General features: G+C 68.5%; 21 protein-coding genes. 11 read left to right on the top strand and 10 right to left on the bottom strand.

The annotated features are described in order from the left end of the window. The first annotated feature begins 65 nt into the window (after positions 1–65). The 4 genes from AB0F86_RS12970 (at position 66) to AB0F86_RS12985 (ending at position 4619) form a co-directional block, all read left to right on the top strand. Positions 66–1295 carry a DUF885 domain-containing protein gene (locus tag AB0F86_RS12970; protein WP_356986903.1) on the top strand — a complete coding sequence of 410 codons (1230 nt, stop codon included), beginning with the start codon at positions 66–68 and terminating at the stop codon, positions 1293–1295. A 366-nt stretch (positions 1296–1661) separates the two neighbouring features. After that, positions 1662–2957, top strand: a complete 1296-nt coding sequence (gene glyA / locus AB0F86_RS12975) for a serine hydroxymethyltransferase (protein WP_225278743.1) — start codon at positions 1662–1664, stop codon at positions 2955–2957. Positions 2958–3108: 151 nt separating this feature from the next. Continuing rightward, positions 3109–3324, top strand: coding sequence for a hypothetical protein (locus tag AB0F86_RS12980; protein WP_225278745.1), 216 nt, complete (start codon positions 3109–3111; stop codon positions 3322–3324). Then, on the top strand, positions 3321–4619 hold the full coding sequence (locus tag AB0F86_RS12985; RefSeq protein ID WP_356986901.1) for a hypothetical protein: 1299 nt from the start codon (positions 3321–3323) through the stop codon (positions 4617–4619). Before AB0F86_RS12980 ends, AB0F86_RS12985 begins: the two co-directional genes overlap by 4 nt. A 4-nt stretch (positions 4620–4623) precedes the next feature. Here AB0F86_RS12985 and AB0F86_RS12990 read toward each other — a convergent pair whose 3' ends face one another. Next, positions 4624–5607, bottom strand: coding sequence for an LLM class F420-dependent oxidoreductase (locus AB0F86_RS12990; protein WP_356986899.1), 984 nt, complete (start codon positions 5605–5607; stop codon positions 4624–4626). A 34-nt stretch (positions 5608–5641) separates the two neighbouring features. Then, entirely contained in the window at positions 5642–6829 is a 1188-nt protein-coding gene (locus AB0F86_RS12995) for an FAD-dependent monooxygenase (protein ID WP_356986897.1), read from the bottom strand. A 139-nt stretch (positions 6830–6968) separates the two neighbouring features. On the opposite strand from AB0F86_RS12995, the gene AB0F86_RS13000 reads away from it, so the two are divergent. Further along, entirely contained in the window at positions 6969–7691 is a 723-nt protein-coding gene (locus AB0F86_RS13000) for a TetR/AcrR family transcriptional regulator (protein ID WP_356986895.1), read from the top strand. A 9-nt stretch (positions 7692–7700) separates the two neighbouring features. Further along, positions 7701–8114 carry a limonene-1,2-epoxide hydrolase family protein gene (locus tag AB0F86_RS13005; RefSeq protein ID WP_067637804.1) on the top strand — a complete coding sequence of 138 codons (414 nt, stop codon included), beginning with the start codon at positions 7701–7703 and terminating at the stop codon, positions 8112–8114. A 1-nt stretch (position 8115) separates the two neighbouring features. On the opposite strand, the gene AB0F86_RS13010 is transcribed toward AB0F86_RS13005, so the two are convergent. Continuing rightward, entirely contained in the window at positions 8116–8388 is a 273-nt protein-coding gene (locus AB0F86_RS13010; RefSeq protein ID WP_181696590.1) for a hypothetical protein, read from the bottom strand. 322 nt (positions 8389–8710) lie between these two features. Between AB0F86_RS13010 and AB0F86_RS13015 the strand changes: the two genes are divergently transcribed. From AB0F86_RS13015 to AB0F86_RS13025, 3 genes are all read left to right on the top strand, one after another. Continuing rightward, complete coding sequence (locus AB0F86_RS13015) at positions 8711–10051, top strand: PhoH family protein (RefSeq protein WP_210740412.1); 1341 nt, start codon at positions 8711–8713, stop codon at positions 10049–10051. 184 nt (positions 10052–10235) lie between these two features. Beyond that, positions 10236–10859, top strand: a complete 624-nt coding sequence (locus tag AB0F86_RS13020) for an esterase (protein WP_181696589.1) — start codon at positions 10236–10238, stop codon at positions 10857–10859. A 73-nt stretch (positions 10860–10932) separates the two neighbouring features. Continuing rightward, complete coding sequence (locus AB0F86_RS13025; RefSeq protein WP_356986892.1) at positions 10933–11787, top strand: acyl-ACP desaturase; 855 nt, start codon at positions 10933–10935, stop codon at positions 11785–11787. A 50-nt stretch (positions 11788–11837) separates the two neighbouring features. Here the strand turns inward: AB0F86_RS13025 and AB0F86_RS13030 are convergent, their stop codons facing one another. Both AB0F86_RS13030 and glpX read right to left on the bottom strand, forming a co-directional pair. Beyond that, positions 11838–13244: a class II fumarate hydratase gene (locus tag AB0F86_RS13030; RefSeq protein WP_181696588.1), complete on the bottom strand. Its 1407-nt coding sequence runs from the start codon at positions 13242–13244 to the stop codon at positions 11838–11840. 112 nt (positions 13245–13356) lie between these two features. Further along, positions 13357–14400 (bottom strand): class II fructose-bisphosphatase, encoded by a 1044-nt coding sequence (gene glpX / locus AB0F86_RS13035; protein ID WP_181696587.1) that lies wholly within the window; start codon positions 14398–14400, stop codon positions 13357–13359. Between the two features lie 128 nt (positions 14401–14528). Here glpX and AB0F86_RS13040 point away from each other — a divergent pair, with 128 nt between their 5' ends. Further along, positions 14529–15095, top strand: a complete 567-nt coding sequence (locus AB0F86_RS13040; RefSeq protein WP_356986889.1) for a DUF4245 domain-containing protein — start codon at positions 14529–14531, stop codon at positions 15093–15095. 9 nt (positions 15096–15104) lie between these two features. Here AB0F86_RS13040 and AB0F86_RS13045 read toward each other — a convergent pair whose 3' ends face one another. The 3 genes from AB0F86_RS13045 to AB0F86_RS13055 form a co-directional block, all read right to left on the bottom strand. After that, positions 15105–15353, bottom strand: a complete 249-nt coding sequence (locus AB0F86_RS13045) for an exodeoxyribonuclease VII small subunit (protein WP_356986887.1) — start codon at positions 15351–15353, stop codon at positions 15105–15107. A gap of 2 nt (positions 15354–15355) precedes the next feature. Beyond that, positions 15356–16636 carry an exodeoxyribonuclease VII large subunit gene (gene xseA / locus AB0F86_RS13050; RefSeq protein WP_225278751.1) on the bottom strand — a complete coding sequence of 427 codons (1281 nt, stop codon included), beginning with the start codon at positions 16634–16636 and terminating at the stop codon, positions 15356–15358. 84 nt (positions 16637–16720) lie between these two features. Continuing rightward, positions 16721–17317 carry a lipid droplet-associated protein gene (locus tag AB0F86_RS13055; protein ID WP_181696583.1) on the bottom strand — a complete coding sequence of 199 codons (597 nt, stop codon included), beginning with the start codon at positions 17315–17317 and terminating at the stop codon, positions 16721–16723. 104 nt (positions 17318–17421) lie between these two features. On the opposite strand from AB0F86_RS13055, the gene AB0F86_RS13060 reads away from it, so the two are divergent. Continuing rightward, the gene (locus tag AB0F86_RS13060; RefSeq protein WP_356986885.1) at positions 17422–18423 is read left to right on the top strand and encodes a 4-hydroxy-3-methylbut-2-enyl diphosphate reductase; all 1002 of its coding nucleotides are present in this window, start codon (positions 17422–17424) and stop codon (positions 18421–18423) included. Positions 18424–18473: 50 nt separating this feature from the next. Here the strand turns inward: AB0F86_RS13060 and AB0F86_RS13065 are convergent, their stop codons facing one another. Continuing rightward, entirely contained in the window at positions 18474–19295 is an 822-nt protein-coding gene (locus AB0F86_RS13065; RefSeq protein ID WP_357171674.1) for a DUF6542 domain-containing protein, read from the bottom strand. Between the two features lie 51 nt (positions 19296–19346). Continuing rightward, a complete protein-coding gene (locus AB0F86_RS13070) occupies positions 19347–20495 on the bottom strand; it encodes a DNA recombination protein RmuC (RefSeq protein ID WP_356986981.1) in 1149 nt (382 codons plus the stop codon). Between the last annotated feature and the right edge of the window lie 52 nt (positions 20496–20547).

Consider the following 20547-nt stretch of genomic DNA (forward strand, 5'->3'; position numbering starts at 1 on the left):
TCGGTAACTAGTAACAACCACGAGGTAGGGCCCGCTTTTCGAATTCACCACGTAAGGTCGGGCGCATGGGGTCTCATCCGTTCGTCACCGAATACCTGCGGCTCGGACTGGCTTTCGATCGGCTCGAATCCGGCTTCGTCGATGCCTACACCGGCGATCCGGCGCTGCGCCGTGAGATCGACAACGCCGCCGCGCCCGCACCCGCCGACCTGGTCCGGCGCGCGATCGACCTGCGCGCCGCCCTGCCCGATGCCGGGCTCTCGCCCCAGCGCACCGAGTTCCTCGACGCCCACCTGGTGGCGATGGAATGCTCCGCGCGCAAGTTCGCGGGTGAGGAGATCGGTTTCGTCGACGAGGTCCGCGCGTACTTCGACGTCGACATCACACCGGGCGACCCCGACGACTACCGCGAGGCGCACCGGTTGATGGACGAGGCGCTCGGCGGCGACGGACCGCTGACTGAACGGGTCGCCGCCCACCGGCGCGGCGACGAGATCCCGCCCGAACGGCTGCCCGAATGCGTGGAAGCGTTCTCCAGCGCCCTGCGCGAACGGGTCCGCGCGCGGTACCCGCTGCCCGACCACGAACACGTCACCTACGAGGTGGTCGGCGACAAACCGTGGTCCGGTTTCAACTACTACCTCGGCAACTACCGCTCGACGGTGGCGATCAACTCCGACCTCAAACAGCACATGGCGCACCTGCCCGCCCTCATCGCCCACGAGTCCTACCCCGGGCATCACACCGAGCACTGCCGCAAGGAGGCCGGGCTGGTCGCGGCGGGCGAGGACGAGCAGACGCTGTTCCTGGTCAACACACCGCAGTGCCTGATGGCCGAGGGCTTGGCCGACCTCGCCCTGCAGTCGATCGTCGGGCCCGGCTGGGGTGTGTGGGCGCAGGAGATCTACGCCGACCTGGGGCTGCGTTTCGACGGCGAACGCGCCGAACGGTTCTCGGCCGCGTCGGCGAAACTGCTCAGTGTGCGCCAGGACGCGGCGCTGCTGCTGCACGACAAGCACCGCAGTCACGACGAGGTGGCGCAGTTCCTGCAGCGCTGGAGTCTTGCGACGCCGGAGCGGGCCCGTCAATCGCTGCGGTTCCTGTCCTCGCCGCTGTGGCGTGCCTACATCAGCACCTATGTGGAGGGCTACCGCCTGCTGGGCGGCTGGCTCGACGGCGCGTTCGACGCCCAGGACCGCGTCGAACGGTTCGGGCGCTTGCTGGACGAACCACTCACACCGGGGGCGATCCGGCGGTCACTGGATGACGGCGCAACCGCCGGGGTTCGTCAGTGAGCAGATGAGGTAGCCCAGGTACAACAGGAGCGCCTCGACCGGGTTCGACGGCGCGACGGCCGGGGTGACGGGCAGAGTGTTCATGGCTGGCCTCTCTAGGTGTAGATCACACAGTTCGTGCCGCCGGTCAGGGTGCAGACCAGCTGGTGGACCGCGAGCAGCAGTGCCTCGATCGGGCCTACAGGTGCGAAGTTCATACCTGTGTCATCGGTCACCCGAACCGCGTGCGTTACGGAGGAAAAGCCTGTTCGACGGCTATCGAACCTGGTCAGGACGGTGTGAGCCGCGTCTCCCGGGTGGCGGGCGCGGCGCCGTTGCGCTATCCCCGTGCCGGGACGCCCATACCCGGCCCATAGACTGAGGGTCGTGACGCAGACGACCGCTTCGGTGAATACCCAGTCTCTCGGTGAGCTCGATCCCGAGTTGGCCGCCGCGATGGCGGGCGAGCTCGCCCGCGAACGCGACACCCTCGAGATGATCGCCTCGGAGAACTTCGTGCCGCGCGCGGTCCTGCAGGCGCAGGGTTCCGTGCTCACCAACAAGTACGCCGAGGGCTACCCGGGCCGCCGCTACTACGGTGGCTGCGAGGCCGTCGACGTGGTGGAGACCCTGGCTCGCGACCGCGCCAAGGAACTCTTCGGCGCCGAGTTCGCCAATGTGCAGCCGCATTCCGGCGCCCAGGCCAATGCCGCGGTGCTGATGGCGCTGATGAACCCGGGCGAGACCCTGCTCGGCCTGGACCTCGCGCACGGCGGTCACCTCACCCACGGCATGCGCCTGAACTTCTCGGGCAAGCTCTACGACGTCCACTCCTACGGTGTGTCGAAGGAAGACCACCGCATCGACATGGACGAGGTCCGCGACATCGCCAAGGCCGCCAAGCCGAAGGTGATCGTCGCAGGCTGGTCGGCCTACCCGCGTCACCAGGACTTCGCGAAGTTCCGCGAGATCGCCGACGAGGTCGGCGCCTACCTGTGGGTCGACATGGCGCACTTCGCCGGTCTGGTCGCCGCCGGTCTGCACCCCTCGCCGGTGCCGTACGCCGACGTGGTGTCCTCCACCGTGCACAAGACCCTGGGCGGCCCCCGCTCCGGTCTGATCCTGGCCAAGCAGGAGTTCGCCAAGAAGCTGAACTCGGCGGTGTTCCCCGGTCAGCAGGGCGGCCCGCTCATGCACGTGATCGCCGCCAAGGCCGCCGCGTTCAAGATCGCCGCCACCGAGGAGTTCAAGGACCGTCAGGTGCGCACCCTGTCGGGTTCGCGCATCCTGGCCGAGCGTCTGACCGGCGCCGATGTCAAGGACAAGGGCATCTCGGTCCTCACCGGCGGCACCGACGTGCACCTGGTCCTGGTCGACCTGCGCAACTCCGAGCTCGACGGCCAGCAGGCCGAGGACCTCCTGCACGAGGTCGGCATCACCGTCAACCGCAACGCGGTCCCCTTCGACCCGCGCCCCCCGATGGTCACCTCCGGCCTGCGCATCGGCACCGCCGCCCTGGCCACCCGCGGCTTCGGCGACACCGAGTTCACCGAGGTAGCCGACATCATCGCCGCCGCCCTCGCCGGCACCTCCGACACCGAGACCCTGCGTGGTCGCGTCTCCAAGCTCGCCCAGAGCGTCCCGCTCTACCAGGGCTTGGAAGACTGGCGCCTCCTCGGCTGATCCGCCGACACCCTCGAACGCCCTCGCAGACTCCGGTCTGCGAGGGCGTTCTGCTGTCCGGACAACCGGATCGTCGGTTTCGTTGTCACCACTCACAGAAAAAGTTCCGAACGGTACACATTGGGGTGGGGATGGGGCATCGTCGAGTCGTATGGACTGTCGAGCTGAGTTGGCGCGCGAGGTGGGTGGGGTGGTGCCTGCCTTCGAGTTGCTCACGGAGGCCGAGGCCAGGGAGTTGTTGCGGCTGTTTCGGGGGGCTCGGGAGAACGAGCATCGGGCGTTGCATCGGGCTATCGATGCCGCGTTGTCGGCGATGCCCGCGCCGTTGCGTGGGGCTTCGCGGCGGATCATTTTCGGTGAGCGATGATCGAGACCGAGCTCGAGGCGCAGACCCAGTTGGTGGTGCTGGCACGCACTTTGGGGGTATCGCCGCAGCATCTGGCGCCGTTGACGCGGCTCGGTGCGGCGCACCTGTCGGCGATCCAGCAGCAGATGCTGTACGCGTTGCACGCCGAGCACGCGGACACCTTCCGCCGGGTCACCCCGGTGGTGCCGATTTTCCCGGTCGGTCTCGGGGTGGCGCTGTTCGAGCGGGTGGTGCCGCCGGTGCTCGCGGCCAGGTTTCTCGGTGCGGTCGGCATCCACTATCCGGAGAAATGCGCGCAGGCACTGTGCATGGTCGACGCCGTCTACGCGGCCGACGGTGCGCCGTATCTGGATCCGAACGTCTTCGAGCAGTTGATGCGGTACGGCAGGCCGGAGCCGATCACCCTCATCATCAACGAATTGCTGCGCCGCCGTGACTATGTGACCGCCGCCCGGTTCCTGTCCGTGGTGAACGAACCGTTGATCGCGGCGCTGGAGGAGACCGTCCTCGACGACGCGGGCCTGGTCTACACCGCCGCCTACGCCTATCCCGCGCACACGCTCAGCCGGATCGTGCGGCAACTGCTCGCCGGGCCACGCGGCCGGGTGCCCGGCATGCTCCAGACGGTGCTGGCCGGCCCACCCCCGCTGCACCATGCGATGCTCGCGCTGTTCTGCAAGGTCGAGGCCGAGGTCGCGGCGAAGTTGGGTGACATCTTCTTCGGGCGCGGCGCGGCGCACGAGATCGGCCGATTCCTGCTGACCGCGGTCGACCGCAGCGCCTCGATCGCGTTGCTCACCCTGATCGGCCGCCTCAATCCCGTTGCGCTGTGGGCATTGTCGACCAACCCGCAACTGGCCGACCCCGGCGTGCTGACCCGCTTGGTGCGCGCACTCGACGGCCGCACCGAAGCCGACCCGTGGCGCGGGCTGTTCGCGCTGTCGGCCCGGCTCAGCGAACCGGCCCGCCGCCGGATCGCCGCCACGCTGGCCGAACTCAGCCCCGCCTCCATCGCGGCGCTGCCCGCCCACGCCACCGACGCCACCTACTGGCCCGCCCTGCTGCAACTGCTCGCCGAGTCCGAGCCCGCGGCGCAGGCGCGGGTGGCCGGTATCTGGTCTCGCCTGCCACCGGAATGGCAGGCGGGCATCGACCGCCACATCCGCACCAACCGCTACGACACCCGCCTCGGCACCATCACGAACGCCTTGACCGAGTCGAGCGCCGAAGAGGTCTTCTTCCGCCGTCGTCAGCAGATCCGGCAGCGCGGCGAAGGCGAGTTCGCCGCCTGGTGACGGCTCACTTCACCAGCGGAAGCAGGGCGCGACCGACTGCCTCGACCATGCCCGGCTCGTGGCCGTTGGCGACCATGTTCACGATGACTCCGTCGATGCCCTGATCGAGCACCCGGTCCTTGATCTGCTCGGCGACATCGTCCGGTGTGCCGACGAACTGGCGGTCGACGACGCTCTCGCGGCGCTCCGCCTCGCTCATCGAGGCCACGTCGATCCCGACGCGCGACATCATGTCGGCCTGGATCTCGCGGGCCCGGTCGCCGTCCTCGTCGGCGATGACGAACGCGAGGAAACTGGTGTCGAGGGTGGCGGGGTCGCGATCGACCTCCGCGCATCGCTGTCGCAACGCGGCCACCTTGCGCGGCAGCTCCGAGGCGTTGCAGATGATGTTGAGGTGGTCGCCGAAGCGCGCGGCCATGCCGAAGGTCTTCTTCTCACCGCCGCCGCCGAGCAGGATCGGCAGGTCGTCGCGCAGGCGTGGCTCGTTGATCGCGTTCTCGGTGCGGTACCACTTGCCGTCGAAGGTGGGTCGCTGTCCGCGCAGCATCGGCGTGATGATCTGCAACGCCTCGTCGAGGCGTTCGAAACGTTCGGTGAACGTGCCGAATTCGAAGCCGTACTGCTGGTGTTCGAGCTCGAACCAGCCCGCCCCGATGCCGAGCACAGCGCGGCCACCGCTGACCACGTCGAGGGTGGTCACCGTCTTGGCGAGCAACGCCGGGTTGCGGTAGGTGTTGCCGGTTACCAAGGCGGACAATTGGATTCGGTCGGTCGCCGTGGCCAGTGCCGAGAGCGCGGAGTACGCCTCGAGCATCGGCGCGTCGGGCGGGCCGATCAACGGCAGCTGATAGAAGTGGTCCATCACGAAGGCGGCGTCGAAGCCGGCCGCTTCCGCTTCCCTCGCCTGCGCGACGACCGTCGGGAACAACTCGCGGATCGAGGCGGTGTTACTGAAATTGGGCATCTGGTAACCGAGACGAATGCTCATGCGCCCGAGCCTATGGCTTGGAGTGCACTCCAGGTCAAGCCCTGTTCCGGGCCGCTTGGGGGTAGTCGACGAGGTCGACGTCGTTGGCCGCCTTGTCACCGTATTTCAGCATCAGGCCGAACAAGCGAGAGCCGAGGAACCAGTTGCGGGCCTTGATGCCGGCAGCGGTTTTGGGGGCGAGGAACGGGCCGGTGTTGGAATTCCCCGCGATTTTGGCGTACCGCTTCATGATTCGGTTGTAAGCGCGATAGGCCGAGTCGTAATCACCTGCGCTGGAAGCCAACTCACCCGCGAGTACGTAGGCGCCGACAAGCGCGAGGCCGGTGCCGAAGCCGGCCAAGGTGTTGCCGTAGGCGGCATCGCCGAGCAGAGCGACGCGGCCACGGGTGTAGGTGCCGTTCATCCGAACCTGGCTGATCGAGTCGAGGTAGACCTCGTCCAGGTCGTCGAGTTCGGTGAGCATGCGTGGGACGTGCCAGCCCACCTCGGCGAAAGCCGCACGGACGATACGACGTTGGGCCGACGTGTCGGTGCGCGAGTAGTCGAGTTCGGGGGAGGCGAACATGTACATCTGCTGTGCTTTGGCACCACCGTCGACGGCCAGCTTCCCAGGCACGTTGTGGGCGTACCCCGTGGCGCGCTCGCGCGGCACCGACTGGTCGGCCCTGCGGCTCGCCCCTGCCACGCAGTAGTAGTAACCGAGATGGGTGACGAAGTCGGATTCCGGGCCGAACGCCAAATGCCTTACCCGCGAATGGATTCCGTCCGCGGCAACGACGAGATCGAACGTGCGGGCCGCGGCGTTCTCGAACTCGACGTGCACGCCGGACCCGGTGTCGCGCAGCGCGGTGACGGTATCGCCGAAAACGTATTCCACGGTGTCCCTGGTCTGTTCGTACAGGACAGCGGCCAGGTCGCCGCGCAGGATCTCCACGGCGCCGCCGGTGAAATCGCCTGACATCACGGCCAATTCACGATCGTTCGCGTCGACGAAGACCATGTCGGTGGTGCCGGTGCGGCGCGCACGCACCGCGTCGAGGATGCCCATCCGCTTCAGCACCTCGAGGTGGACACCGTCCTTGAAGTCGACGGCCTGCCCGCCGGGTCGCAACGCGGCGGCGCGCTCCACGACGGTGACATCGAAGCCGTACCGCCGCAGCCAGTAGGCGAGGGCGGGCCCGGCAATGCTCGCCCCGGAGATGAGAACGGTCTGGTTCGGCATGGAAGCTCCTCGGAATCAGTGTCCACCGTAATCTGTTTCTGGTGGACACGGAATAGAGTACGGCGGACACTGTTTCTGCGTCAAGATCTGTTTCCGACGGACGCAAATAGCCGGTATCCTGAGCGCGAAAGGAGGGCCGATGCCGTCACCGACCACCGTCGAGCTGCTGTGGGGCACCGCTCAGCGCCCGACCCGGGGGCCCAAACCCGCACTCACCCTCGACCGGATCGTCGGCGAAGCGATCGCGCTGGCCGACGCCGAAGGGCTCGCCGCGCTATCGATGCAGCGCCTGGCCGAACGTCTCGGCTTCACCAAGATGTCGCTCTACCGGTACGTCCCCGGCAAGGAGCAACTGACAGCGCTCATGCTCGACGTGGCCATCGGCGAACCCCCGGAAACTCCAGCTGTGCAGCAGGATTGGCGAGCAGCCCTGACAAACTGGACCAAGGCCATCCATGACAGCTACCGCGCCCACCCCTGGACCATCGACCTCGCCCGTGGCATTCGCCCCTTCGGCCCGAACGAAATAGCCTGGACCGAATCGGCGCTGACCGCACTGGCGCACACCGGGCTCAGCGGCCCGGAGCAGCTCGACACCATCGTCCTGCTCAACAGCCACGCTCGCGGCCTTGCCCAGCAGGTCCCGGCAGGCGAGCAGGCGGATCACTTCACCGACCAGTTCACCCAGATGATGACCGCTGCCGCCGAGCGCTACCCGCGGGTCCGCGCCGCCTTCGCCGAGGAAGCGGCCGCCGACGGTCGCGACAACGCCCTCGATTTCGGCATCGACCGCATCCTCGACGGCATCGCCGCCCTGATCGATCGTCGCGCCGCTCTGGTCCACGAGCCGCCGAAGTCCTAGGCTCACACCATGACCGAGGAACTCCCCGAACCCGCCGTCACCGTGGTGCGCGAATTCTTCGCCGCGCTCGAAATCGATGCGGTCGACGAGGCGCTGGAACTCCTCGATCCGGAGATCGTCTGGAAGAACACCTCGCTGCCGACGATCCGGGGCAAGGACCGGGTCGCCATGGTGTTGCGCGGACTGGACCGTCCGGCGCTCGGCTTCTGGGCCGAGATGCACCACATCGCCGCCGACGGCGACATCGTGCTCACCGACCGCACCGACTATCTGCGGTTCGGGCCGGTGCGCATCGGGTTCTGGGTCACCGGCACCTTCGAGATCCGCGCGGGCCGGATCGTGTTGTGGGACGACCACTTCAGCAAGGGCAATGTGCTGCGCGGCACGATCGTCGGGGTGGCCAAGGCGCTCACCCGCCGCTGACCTACTGGTGTTTGCGTAGATAGTTCAGGTAGGTGGGGCGGAGGACTTCGGCGATCTTGCCGTCGCCCGCGTGGATGTAGTCGTCGAGCATCGGCAGTACGTACTTGATGTCGGCCTCGCTCTCGCCCAGATCGCCCGCCTCGGCCTGGGCCGCGGGAATCGCCTTGAGCAGGTCCCACAGGAACTTCACATCGCCGCGCCGCACGGCCGTTTTCACCGCGCGATCGTGTAGTTCCTTCGACGACAGCTTCTCCAGATCCTGGTCATCGGCCATGCAACGACTGTAGCGCTCGACGCGCCGAACGGCGGCGACCATGCTGGTTAACCTCGAATTCACGGACACGTGGGCCGGACCGGCAGCGCCGTAGCGGGTTCGGCGGTAGCGTCGAAGATGCGGATCGCGTCGGTGTGATTCGTACGGGAGGTCCTGACCGTGACTGAGCTACTCAGTACGAGGGGGCCGGCACCCGGCCCTCGTGGTGGTTGACAAATCACCTACAAGGACGGACCGGTCCAGCGAGATCGTTCGCGCGGGTGCCGTGCGAACACATAAGGAGCCCACCGTGACTGCTGCACGCTCCGTTTCCGCTCACGCGATGCACACGGCCTCGGCCTCGAAGAAAGGGGCTCGCCCCGCGCGTTCCGGTCTGAAGACATTCGTCGTAGACACCTCTGTCCTGCTGTCCGACCCCTGGGCTGTGACCCGCTTCGGGGAACATCGGGTGGTCCTGCCGCTGGTCGTGATCAGCGAGCTGGAGGCCAAACGGCACCACCACGAGCTCGGCTGGTTCGCCAGGGAAGCGCTGCGCATGCTCGACGACCTGCGCATGCAGCACGGCAGGCTCGATCAGCCGCTGCCCATCGGCACCGACGGCGGCACCTTGCAGGTGGAGCTCAATCACACCGATGCCTCGGTCCTGCCCGCCGGATTCCGCTCCGAGACCAACGATTCCCGCATCCTGGCCTGCGCGCTGAACTTCTCCGCCGAGGGCGAGGACGTGGTGCTGGTCTCCAAGGACATCCCGCTGCGGGTGAAGGCCAGCGCGGTCGGATTGGCGGCCGACGAATACCACGCCCAGGACGTGGTCACCTCCGGCTGGAGCGGCATGGTGGAACTCGATGTCGCGGGCTCCCAGATCGACCAGCTCTACAGCGAGTCGGTGATCGACCTCGACGAGGCGCGGGAACTGCCCTGCCACACCGGAATCCGGTTGCTCGGCAGCAGCTCCAGCGCGCTCGGACGGGTCACCGCCGACAAGCGGGTGCAGCTGGTGCGCGAACGCGAGGCCTTCGGGTTGCACGGCCGCTCGGCCGAACAGCGCATCGCACTCGACCTGTTGCTCGACGAGAGCATCGGCATCGTGTCGATGGGTGGCCGTGCGGGCACGGGTAAGTCGGCGCTCGCGCTGACCGCCGGCCTCGAGGCGGTGCTCGAGCGGCGCACCCAGCGCAAGGTGGTGGTGTTCCGTCCGCTGTACGCGGTGGGTGGGCAGGAACTCGGCTACCTGCCCGGTTCGGAGAGCGAGAAGATGGGCCCCTGGGCCCAGGCGGTTTTCGACACGCTCGACGGGCTGGCCAGCCGCGAGGTGATGGACGAGGTGCTCAGCCGCGACATGCTCGAGGTGCTGCCGCTGACCCACATCCGTGGCCGGTCGCTGCACGATTCGTTCGTGATCGTCGACGAGGCGCAGTCGCTGGAACGCAATGTGCTGCTCACCGTGTTGAGCCGGCTCGGGACCGGATCGCGGGTGGTGCTCACCCACGATGTGGCCCAGCGTGACAATCTGCGCGTCGGCAGGCACGACGGTGTGGCCGCGGTGATCGAAAAGCTCAAGGGACACCCACTTTTCGCGCACATCACCCTTACCCGCAGTGAGCGGTCGCCGATCGCGGCGCTCGTCACCGAAATGCTCGAGGAGTACGGTCCCAACGCGTAATCGGGCAATCGGGCCGCGTCACCGGCCCGAATCCGTTTGATATCGGCGAACTGTGGGTATTATCCGCGGCGACACCTTTCCAGCAACGGCTCGGCGAACATTGTTCTGCCGGGCCGTTGCGGATGTCGGCCAGGCTCCATGTCCGGGGCGGTGCCCCCGGGGGGCCACTCGCGAGAGGATGGATATGAACCACTTCGCTCGACGTACCGCCGCCGGAGGCGCCGCCTTGGTCGCCGCGACCGGACTGCTGCTCGCCGCGGGTTGCGGCGACGACGACAAGGACAAGGTCGATTCGGCCGTCTCCAGCGTGATCACCACCCTGCCCGGCGGGGCGGGTTCGGAGACGACCACCGACCACGCCGATCACACCGACGGCTCGGCTACGGCCACCACCGAAGCCGGGGAGGGCACCGGAAGCGCCACCTCCACCGCGACCGCCGCGGGTGAGTCGACCACCATCTCCGGCCCCAACGGCGACATCACCGTCTCCGGCGAGGTCTACAAGAAGTACGTCGCGGCGGGTGCCGCCGCCAGCCCGCTCGGCGCACCGGAAGAAGCGCAGGAATCGGGCCCCAACGGCGGCCAGTACCAGGACTTCGAGGGCGGAACCGTCTACTGGAGCCCCGAGACCGGCGCCCACATCGTGTGGGGCGAGATCCGTGAGGCCTGGGAGGAGAACGGCGGCGCCAACGGCACCCTCGGCTACCCGACCAGCGACGAGAAGGACATCCCCGGCGGCAAGCAGAGCGACTTCACCGGCGGAACCATCACCTGGGTCGGCGGCCAGACCACCGTCACCCCGAAGTAATCGCGCCGCGGCGCGGGGACCGGGTTCACCCCTTGGGTCCCCGCGCCCGACGGTGAAGTACTAGGTTGGCTGCGTGCAGAAAACTTTGACCGACCGCGAACTGCTGGACGCGCTCGCCGATGTGGTGGAAACGAACCTGAACCGGCACATCGACGCGGCCGAGGGTTGGCAACCGCACGACCTCGTGCCGTGGTCGGACGGGCGCAATTTCGCCTTCCTCGGCGGCACCGATTGGGCGCCGGACCAGTCCGATCTCAGTGAGACCGCCAAACTGGCGCTCACGGTGAGCGTGCTCGTCGCCGACAACCTGCCCTCCTACCACCGGGAGCTGGGTAAGTACCTGCGCACCGGGCCGTGGTGGCGCTGGGTCGGCCGCTGGACGGCGGAGGAGAACCGCCACGAGATCATGCTCCGCAACTACCTGATGCTCACCCGCGCGGTCGACCCCGTCGCGCTGGAGCGGGCGCGGATGGCGCACATGACCGCCGGCTTCAATCGGCCGCCGCTGCACCTCATCGACGTGCTCGCCACCTGCGCCTTCGAAGAGGCCGCGGCCGCGATCCGGCACCGCAACACCGCCGCCCTCGGCGAGAACCCGATCGTTACCGCGATGGCCGAGAAGTTGGCCGTCGACGACGAGCTGCAGGCCGAGTTCTTCGCCGAACTCGTCTCCGCCGCGCTGGACCTGGTCCCCGATCAGGGTGTGCGCGCGATCGCCGACCAGGTGGCGGCCTTCCGGGTGCCCCACGTCGACCTGCCCGGCGGTGGTTCCAGTGACGAGGCGCTGGCCGAAGCGGGCATCTACGACCCCGCCAAGGAAGGTGAGCTGGTGTTCAAGCCGCTGCTGCAGCGCTGGAACATCTTCACCCGCACCGACCTCGGCGAAGAAGGCGAAAAGGCCCGCGCGGAACTCGCGCACCTGGCCTGATCTGTCATACGACGGCCGCCACCTGCCCAGGTGGCGGCCGTCGTGCTGTCTCAGGACTTCCGGTCGACGTTGGTCATGGCCAGCACGTCGAGCTTCTGGTCGAGTTCCTCGACGCTGAGCTTGTCCGGGGTGAGTCCCCGATCGATGACGGTCTGGCGGATCGTCTTCTTCTCCCGCAGCGCCTGTTTGGCGACCGCGGCCGCTTCCTCGTAGCCGATGGCCGAGTTCAGCGGCGTGACGATCGACGGCGACGATTCGGCGAGCGTGCGCAGATGCTCCTCGTTGGCGACCAGCCCGGCCACGCACTTGTCGGCGAACAGGCGGGAAACGTTGGCCAGCAAGCGAATCGACTCGAGCAGGTTGCGCGCCATCACCGGAATGTAGACATTGAGCTCGAACGCACCGCTCGCACCACCGAAGGCGATCGCCGCGTCGTTGCCGACCACCTGCACCGCCACCTGCGTAACCGCTTCGGGCAGCACGGGATTCACCTTGCCCGGCATGATCGAACTGCCCGGCTGCAGGTCGGGGAGCTGGAGTTCGCCGAGGCCGGTGAGCGGCCCCGAACCCATCCAGCGAATGTCGTTGGCGATCTTGGTGAGGCTCACCGCGATGGTGCGCAAAGCGCCCGACGCCTCGACGAGTCCGTCGCGGGCGGCCTGGGCCTCGAAGTGATCGCGCGCCTCGCGCAGGGCGTCGATCTCGGTGGCGCGCACCAGTTCCGCGACGACCTTCGCCCCGAATCCGGCGGGCGCGTTGAGGCCGGTGCCGACCGCGGTGCCACCGATGGGCAGCTCACCCAGCCGCGGAAGCGTGGCCATGATGCGCTCGATGCCCGCCTGGATCTGACGGGTGTACCCACCGAACTCCTGGCCGAGCGTCACCGGCACCGCGTCCATCAGGTGGGTGCGGCCCGACTTCACCACCGTGTGCCACTGCTGCGACTTGTCCAGCAGCGCCAGGCGCAGATGTTCCAGTGCGGGAACGAGTTCCGCGATCACGGCCTCGGTGGCGGCCAGATGAGTGGCGGTGGGGAAGGTGTCGTTGGACGACTGCGACATGTTCACGTCGTCGTTGGGGTGCACGGTGACGCCGTTACGGGCCGCGATCGACGCGATCACCTCGTTGGCGTTCATGTTCGAACTGGTGCCCGAACCGGTCTGGAACACATCGATCGGGAACTGGTCGTCGTGGCGGCCGTCGGCGATCTCGTTCGCCGCCGCGATGATCGCCTCGGCCTTCACCGGATCGAGCAGCCCGAGATCCTTGTTCACCTGGGCGCAGGCGGCTTTCAGCAGCCCGAGCGCCCGAATCTGTGCCCGCTCGAGCCCACGCCCACTGATCGGGAAGTTCTCCACCGCCCGCTGCGTCTGCGCCCGCCACAGGGCGTCGACGGGGACGCGAACCTCCCCCATGGTGTCGTGCTCGATGCGGTACTGCGCGTCGTCGTCAGCCATACCTCGACCCTAGGACGACAACCCACGGAATGGGGCTCCCACACCCGCGCAAAATCCCACACCGTCGGCAGGAATAGAAAGAGCCCCGGGGATTCCGGGGCTCTCGTCTACGTCACGGCAGCGGGGGGTTGGCGCTGTCGTCGCCGTCGAAGTCGACCGAAGAGTATTCGCGCAGTTTGGTGAGGCGGTGGTAGGCGTCGATCATGCGGACGGTGCCCGACTTCGAGCGCATCACGATCGACTGGGTCGACGCGCCGCCACCGAAGTAGCGGACACCGCGCAGCAGGTCGCCGTCGGTGACGCCGGTGGCGCAGAAGAAGACGTTCTCGCCGGAGACCAGGTCGGTGGTCGAGAGCACGCGGTCCAGGTCGTGGCCGGCGTCGATCGCCTTCTGGCGTTCCTCGTCGTCCTTGGGGGCGAGCATGCCCTGCAGCTCGCCGCCGAGACAGCGCAGCGCGGCGGCGGCGATGATGCCCTCGGGGGTGCCGCCGATGCCGACCAGGATGTCGACGCCGGACTCGGGGCGCGCGGCGGCGATGGCGCCTGCGACGTCACCGTCGGAGATCAGGCGGATACGCGCGCCCGCCGCGCGGGTCTGCTCGATGATCTCGGCGTGCCGGGGGCGGTCCAGGATGCAGACGGTGAGGTCGGAGACCGAGGACTGCTTGGCCTTGGCGACGCGGCGGATGTTCTCGCCGATCGGGGCGGTGATGTCGATCGAACCGGCGGCGTCGGGGCCGACGGCGATCTTGTGCATGTAGAACACGGCCGACGGGTCGAACATGGCGCCGCGCTCGGCGACCGCGAGCACCGAGATGGCGCCGGGCGAGCCCTTCGACATCAGGGTGGTTCCGTCGATCGGGTCGACCGCGAAGTCCACCTCGGGGCCGGTGCCGTCACCGACCGCTTCGCCGTTGTACAGCATCGGCGCTTCGTCCTTCTCGCCCTCGCCGATCACGACGATGCCCTTCATGGACACCGAGCTGACCAGCTGACGCATGGCGTCGACGGCCGCACCGTCGCCGCCTTCCTTGTCTCCGCGGCCGACCCAGCGGCCCGCGGCCATCGCTCCTGCCTCGGTGACACGTACCAGCTCGAGGGCGAGGTTCCGGTCGGGTGCCTCGCGGCGGCTGGGGGCGGGCGAAGATGCCGTCATTGCGGAGTGCCTCCTTGGCGTTGGTGATACGGGGGCAATTGTCGCATTACGAACCTGCACGGTCGTGCACGACCTCCCGGCGCGACCCCTGAGCGGCCAGGTCAGCGGCCGAGTGGATACTGGTAGCCGTGGCCCAGACCAAGCACCGCATCTTCAACGACTACCGCGATCTGTTCTGGTCGCTGATTCCGTTGGTGCTGATCGCGGTCGTGCTGGCGGGTGCGGCCAGCCAGTGCACGGTGGCGACCAACGGCCCGACCCAGGGGCAGATCCCGTTCTTCGACGCGGGCGCCGCGCTGCGCTCGGACGCGAAATCGATGCCGTTCCCGATCCGTCAACCGGCCTTGCCGGAGGGCTGGGTGTCGAACTCCGGCAGCCGGGAGAACATCAGCATCGCCGGTGGCGGGCCGGTGAGCACGGTCGGCTACATCACCCCGCAGGGCACCTACATGCGGTATTCGCAGAGCAACGCCACCGAGGAGGCGCTGTCGCGGCACGTGCTCGGCTCGCGCTATCCCACCGGAACTCAGGACGTCGCCGGGCAGAAGTGGGTGGTCTACACCGAGCCCACCGAGGAGTCGGCCTGGATCGCCGACCTCGGCGCGGTACGCATCCTGATCACCGGCGCGGGCAACGAGGCCGCGTTCACCACCCTGGCGCAGGCGGTCACCGCAGCCCAGCCGCTCGCGAAGTAGGCGGTGGGATCAGCCGTCTGCGTCGAGGTCGGCGCGTGACAAGGCGTCCTCGACGCGCTTGCGGGCGCCTGCCAGGTGCTGTTCGCAGCGGTTGGCCAAGGCTTCCCCACGCTCCCACAGGACCAGCGAGTCGTCTAGGTCGAGGCCGCCCTGTTCGAGCATCTTCACCACGTTGACGAGTTCGTCGCGGGCGCGTTCGTAGCCGAAGGTCGCGATCTCGGCCAGGGTGTCGGTGTTGTCGGAACCGGCGTCGGCCACGGTCACTTCCTCTTCTCGTCGGTGGATTGCGGGGTCAGGCGCGTGGTGCCGAGGGCGGCGGCGGTGATCGCGCCGTCGCCGACGCGGATTCGCAGCTGACTGCCCGCGGGTGCGTCGTCGATCTCCCGGACGACGTGGCGTTCGGGCCCGGCGACACGCTGCACGACAGCGTAGCCACGGGCCAGGGTGGCGGCCGGGCCGACCGCGGTGAGTTTCTCGCGCAGATGCGTGGTCCTGGTCGCCTCGGTGCGCAGCGCGTGGTCGATGCAGCGGCGCGCGGCGGTGCGTAATCGTTCGACCTCGTCGTGGCGGTGCCCGAGCTCGCGCAGCGGGTCGGCCAGCACCGGACGCGAGCGCAATTGCTGCAGGGCATGGGCCTCGCGTTGCACCCACCCACGCAGCGCCGCCGCCGAGCGGGCCCGCATCTCGCGCACCCCCGCCAGTTCGGCGGCGGCATCGGGCACGATGCGTTTGGCGGCGTCGGTCGGGGTGGCCGCGCGCAGGTCGGCGACCAGATCGAGCAATGGGTTGTCGGGTTCGTGACCGATCGCGCTCACCACCGGGGTGCGCGCCGCCGCGACGGCTCGGCACAGGGCTTCGTCGGAGAAGGGCAGCAGGTCTTCGGTGCTGCCGCCGCCGCGCGCGATCACGATGACGTCCACTTCGCCGTCGAGCTCGCGCAACGCCTCGAGCATCTGCGGCACCGCGCTGGGGCCCTGCACCGCGGTATTGCGGATGACGAAACGTACTGCGGGCCAACGATTCTGAGCAACACTGAGCACATCGCGCTCGGCCGCGCTCGCCCGCCCGGTGATGAGGCCGACCGAGGCGGGCAGGAACGGCAGCGGCCGCTTGAGTCGCGGATCGAACAGGCCCTCCGCGGTGAGCAGTGCCTTCAGCCGTTCGATCCTGGCCAGCAGTTCACCGATGCCGACCGCACGGATCTCGGTGACCCGCAACGAGATCGTGCCGCGCCCGGTGAAGAACTGCAGCTTGCCGTAGACCACCACCCGGCTGCCCTCGGTGAGCGGAACGGGCAGGCGGCGCAGCAGATCCGGGTCGCAGGTGATCGACAGCGACATGTCCACCGAGGTGTCACGCAGGACGAGGAACGCGGTGCGCGTACCGGGGCGCAGATTGATCTGGGTGACCTGACCCTCCACCCAGATGCTGCCGAGGCGCTCGATCCACTGGGCGACCTTGATCGCCACCGAACGCACGGGATACGGCTGCTCCGCCGAATTCGCCGGTGCGGCCGCGGTGCCGGTGCCGTCCTGAGTCATATGTCAGTTCTACGGGAGGGCACCGACAAACGAAAAGGCGGCCGCGTCCCGTGGGATCGCGGCCGCCTCGACAGCGGAGTGTCGCTACTTGGCCTGCACGGTGGCGATGCGGTTGGTGAGCATGGTGACGAAGGGTGCGCGGGCGCGGGTCTGCTGCTCGAAGGCCAGCAGCTGGCCGAGCTCCTCGACGCTGAGCATGCGCAGGCGGGCGCGTAGCTGGGCCAGCGTCATCGACGGGTAGTCGTAGCGGATGGCGACCTCGGGTGCCTCGACCTCCTCGGGCGCTTCCTCGGCGGCGGGCTCGACCGTCTCGTTCTCGGTCTCGAGCACCAGCAGCGACGCGGGCACGGCCCGACCATTGGTCTGGGACTCGGAGGCGTCCTCGGCGAACAGGTCGAACCGGCTGGCGTGACCGTTGGTCGTGGCGGCGGGCGCGAGATCCTCGTCGAAGGTCGCCCACTCCGGCTGCTCCTGCGCGGGCGAGCCGAGCCGCTCGAACACGGCGTCGCCCTTGAGCGCGAGGCTGGTGACGAACTGCTGCACATGCATGGTCGTCTGCAACACGCGACTGATGGCGGTGATCGGGAATTGGACCGCGGCGACGGGAAGCCGCCGGGTCTCTTCTAAGGCGTATACGGCGGCGCCGGCGGCGACCCGGGCCAGAAAGGGAGGTCGAAACATGGTCCCAGCCTGCCCCAAAGCGGCTGTGATGCAAAGATCCCGACCACCCTGATGTGATCTATGCCCCTTCGGCGGCCCTTGGCCACGCACGTAAGCTGTGCATTATGACCTCGGCAATCCCCTTGAACGTCGGTATCACGCGCTCGGCGAGCGTGGCGGATGCCGGTGCCAAGCGCGTGCTGCTGGCCGAGCCGCGCGGGTACTGCGCAGGCGTCGATCGTGCTGTCGAGACGGTCGAGAAGGCTCTGGAACAGCACGGCGCGCCGATCTATGTGCGCAAGGAGATCGTGCACAACCGGCACGTGGTCGAGACCTTACGTGAGCGCGGGGTGATCTTCGTCGACGAGACCGACGAGGTGCCCGAGGGTGCGCTCGTGGTGTTCTCCGCGCACGGTGTCGCGCCGACCGTGCACGAGACCGCCGCCGAACGCAACCTGCGCACCATCGACGCCACCTGCCCGCTGGTCACCAAGGTGCATCAGGAGGCCAAACGCTTCGCCCGCGACGACTACGACATCCTGCTGATCGGGCACGAGGGGCACGAGGAGGTCGAGGGCACCGCCGGTGAGGCGCCGCAGCATGTGCAGCTCGTCGACGGCCCCGACTCGGTGGACCGGGTGACGGTGCGCGATCCGGCGAAGGTGATCTGGCTGTCGCAGACCACGCTGTCGGTCGACGAGACGATGGAGACCGTCGAGCGGCTGCGTCAGCGATTCCCGACCCTGCAGGACCCGCCGAGCGACGACATCTGCTACGCCACCTCCAACCGCCAGACCGCGGTGAAGGCGATGGCGCCCGAATGCGAACTGGTGATCGTCGTCGGGTCGCGCAACTCCTCGAACTCGGTGCGGTTGGTCGAGGTGGCGCTCGGGGCGGGTGCGCGGGCCGCGCATCTGATCGACTACGCCCGCGAGATCGACCCGGCCTGGCTCGACGGGGCGCGGACCGTCGGCGTCACCTCGGGCGCGTCGGTACCGGAGATCCTCGTGACCGGTGTGCTCGACCTGCTCGCCGAGCACGGCTTCGGTGAGGTGCAGCCGGTGACCACGGCCAACGAGACGCTGGTGTTCGCCCTGCCGCGCGAGCTGCGTCCCGCGCGTCGCTGACAAACGAGAAATCCCCGCCGCTTTCGGATCGCGGCGGGGATTTTCTGTTTTCAGAGGCTGTCGGGGCGGCGCCGTTCGGTGCGGGCGGAGTCGGCGCGGTCGCGGTAGCGCACGTTCGGCTGCGGGTGCGGTGGTGCGTCGCCGCGCCTGCGGCTCGTGCGGGCCGGTTCGGGTTCGCGGGGGGTCGCTGCCGCGCGTGGCGTACGCGGCTCGCGGGCGCGGCCCGCGGTGGGGGCGCGCTTGGGGTCGGCGCCGCGCGCCGGACGACGTGCCGGGCTCGACAGATCGACCTCGGTATCCGGGTCGTCGAGGACGCCGGTCCGCCGCGGCCGCTTGCGCGCGGCCTCGGCGAGGTTCCGGGCCGCCGGTTCGGGGCGACGGCTCGTGGTCTTGCGGGCGCTTCGACGTTCCGTCGCCGGTCGCGCCGTGGCGGGCGCTCGCTTGGCCAGGGCGATGCGGGCGCCACCGATCACGGCGACGAGCAGGGTGGCCAGCGCCATCGTCGGGAAGCGTTCGACCAGCGGGATGACCAGGTTCATCAGTACGTCCTTGATGGACGTGGTACTACGGCCGCCGAGCAGCTGACAGGCCACCGGGACAGCGACGAACAGCAGCAGCGGCGGCATCACCATGGTGGCGAACAGGCCACGAGCCCGCACCGCGCAGACCGCGAGCACACACCCGAGCACATAGAACACCGAAAACGTGGTGGTCGGGAAGTCTTCGTCGCCCAGCGCGTCGATCAGGAAGCCGAGCGTCGTCGCGCCGACGGCGAGCGCGATCGCTGCCCACGCGGCGATGCCGGGTACCGAGGGCATGATCGAACGTTGCGGCGCGGGCACCCGGGGTCGCGCACGTTGGGAAGCAGCCACCCTATGACACTAACTGCATGACGACCGTGTTGCGGTCGCGGCACGGAGAACTCAGCGGCGATCCTCGGCGTCGGCGAAGGCCACCACCCGGGGCCGGGTCTCGGCGAGCCGGATTGCCGGGAGCTCCTGATCGGCGATGCCGAGATCGTGCATCCGGCGTGCGGTGACCAGCACCCGCGACTCCACCGAGCCGACGGCGGCGTTGAAAGCCGCTACGGCCTTACCGAGATTCACGCCGAGCGAGTCGAGGTGTTCGGCGACCTTGCCGACACGGGTGTAGAGCTCCTTACCCAATTGCTGCACCGTTGCCATATCGCGCGAGAGAGCTTCCTGACGCCAACTGAACGCGACCGTGCGCAGCAGGGCGATGAGCGTGGTCGGCGTCGCGAGGATCACGTTCCGGCCGAACGCGTACTCGAGCAGCTCGGCATCGGTGGTCAGGGCGGCGTCGAGGAACGGGTCGCCGGGAACGAACAGCACGACGAACTCCGGCGCCGGGTCGAAGGCCGCCCAGTACGCCTTGTCGGCCAGCTGGTCGACGTGTGCGCGCAGCTGCTTGGCGTGCCTGGTCAGTAATCGGGTGCGCTCGCTCGGGTCCTCGCTGGTCGCCGCGTCCAGGTAGGCGGTGAAGGGGACTTTCGCGTCGACGACGATGTGCCTGCCGCCCGCCAGTCGCACGACCAGGTCGGGTCGCACCGCGCCCCGGTCGTCGCCGCCTGCCCGGGTGACCTGGGTGTCGAAGTCGCAGTGCCGTGTCATGCCCGCCAGTTCCACGACCCGTTCGAGCTGGATCTCACCCCAGCGTCCACGTACCTGTGGTGCGCGCAGCGCGGCGACGAGTTGCCCGGTCTGGTCGGAGAGCCGATGCGAGGTGCGCTGCATCCCCGCGACCTGTTCGCGCAGGCCCGAATAGGCGTCGATGCGATGGTGCTCCACCTGCCGGATCTGCTGTTCGAGCGCGCCGACCGCGTCGCGCAGCGGGTCGACCAGCGCGCCGACGGCGGCCGAATGCCTGCGTGCGGCATCCTCGTTCGCCGCACGCAGCGATTGTTGGAGCAACCGCTGGTTGTCCTCGGCGGCGGCGAGCCGGGCTTCGGCGACCGCGGCGCGCTGCCCGCCGCGGGCCGCATGGCCCAACCAGCCGAGACCGAGGCCTGCGGCGAAAACAAGGACGAGCGCGACGAGCATCGAAGCGGTCATGGCGGCGATACTGCCCGAGGGCACCGACAAGTTCGCAATCACCGGGCAACCG

Origin of the sequence: Nocardia sp. NPDC023733, assembly GCF_040639775.1 — a bacterium.
Classification (GTDB): Bacteria; Actinomycetota; Actinomycetes; order Mycobacteriales; family Mycobacteriaceae; genus Nocardia; species Nocardia rosealba.

Coding starts and splice junctions, on each gene's coding strand:
- AB0F86_RS12970 (WP_356986903.1), top strand. CDS start 66: ATGGGGTCTCATCCGTTCGTCACCGAATACCTGCGGCTCGGACTGGCT.
- AB0F86_RS12980 (WP_225278745.1), top strand. CDS start 3,109: ATGGACTGTCGAGCTGAGTTGGCGCGCGAGGTGGGTGGGGTGGTGCCT.
- AB0F86_RS12985 (WP_356986901.1), top strand. CDS start 3,321: ATGATCGAGACCGAGCTCGAGGCGCAGACCCAGTTGGTGGTGCTGGCA.
- AB0F86_RS12990 (WP_356986899.1), bottom strand. CDS start 5,607: ATGAGCATTCGTCTCGGTTACCAGATGCCCAATTTCAGTAACACCGCC.
- AB0F86_RS12995 (WP_356986897.1), bottom strand. CDS start 6,829: ATGCCGAACCAGACCGTTCTCATCTCCGGGGCGAGCATTGCCGGGCCC.
- AB0F86_RS13000 (WP_356986895.1), top strand. CDS start 6,969: ATGCCGTCACCGACCACCGTCGAGCTGCTGTGGGGCACCGCTCAGCGC.
- AB0F86_RS13005 (WP_067637804.1), top strand. CDS start 7,701: ATGACCGAGGAACTCCCCGAACCCGCCGTCACCGTGGTGCGCGAATTC.
- AB0F86_RS13010 (WP_181696590.1), bottom strand. CDS start 8,388: ATGGCCGATGACCAGGATCTGGAGAAGCTGTCGTCGAAGGAACTACAC.
- AB0F86_RS13015 (WP_210740412.1), top strand. CDS start 8,711: ATGCACACGGCCTCGGCCTCGAAGAAAGGGGCTCGCCCCGCGCGTTCC.
- AB0F86_RS13020 (WP_181696589.1), top strand. CDS start 10,236: ATGAACCACTTCGCTCGACGTACCGCCGCCGGAGGCGCCGCCTTGGTC.
- AB0F86_RS13030 (WP_181696588.1), bottom strand. CDS start 13,244: ATGGCTGACGACGACGCGCAGTACCGCATCGAGCACGACACCATGGGG.
- glpX (WP_181696587.1), bottom strand. CDS start 14,400: ATGACGGCATCTTCGCCCGCCCCCAGCCGCCGCGAGGCACCCGACCGG.
- xseA (WP_225278751.1), bottom strand. CDS start 16,636: ATGACTCAGGACGGCACCGGCACCGCGGCCGCACCGGCGAATTCGGCG.
- AB0F86_RS13055 (WP_181696583.1), bottom strand. CDS start 17,317: ATGTTTCGACCTCCCTTTCTGGCCCGGGTCGCCGCCGGCGCCGCCGTA.
- AB0F86_RS13060 (WP_356986885.1), top strand. CDS start 17,422: ATGACCTCGGCAATCCCCTTGAACGTCGGTATCACGCGCTCGGCGAGC.
- AB0F86_RS13070 (WP_356986981.1), bottom strand. CDS start 20,495: ATGACCGCTTCGATGCTCGTCGCGCTCGTCCTTGTTTTCGCCGCAGGC.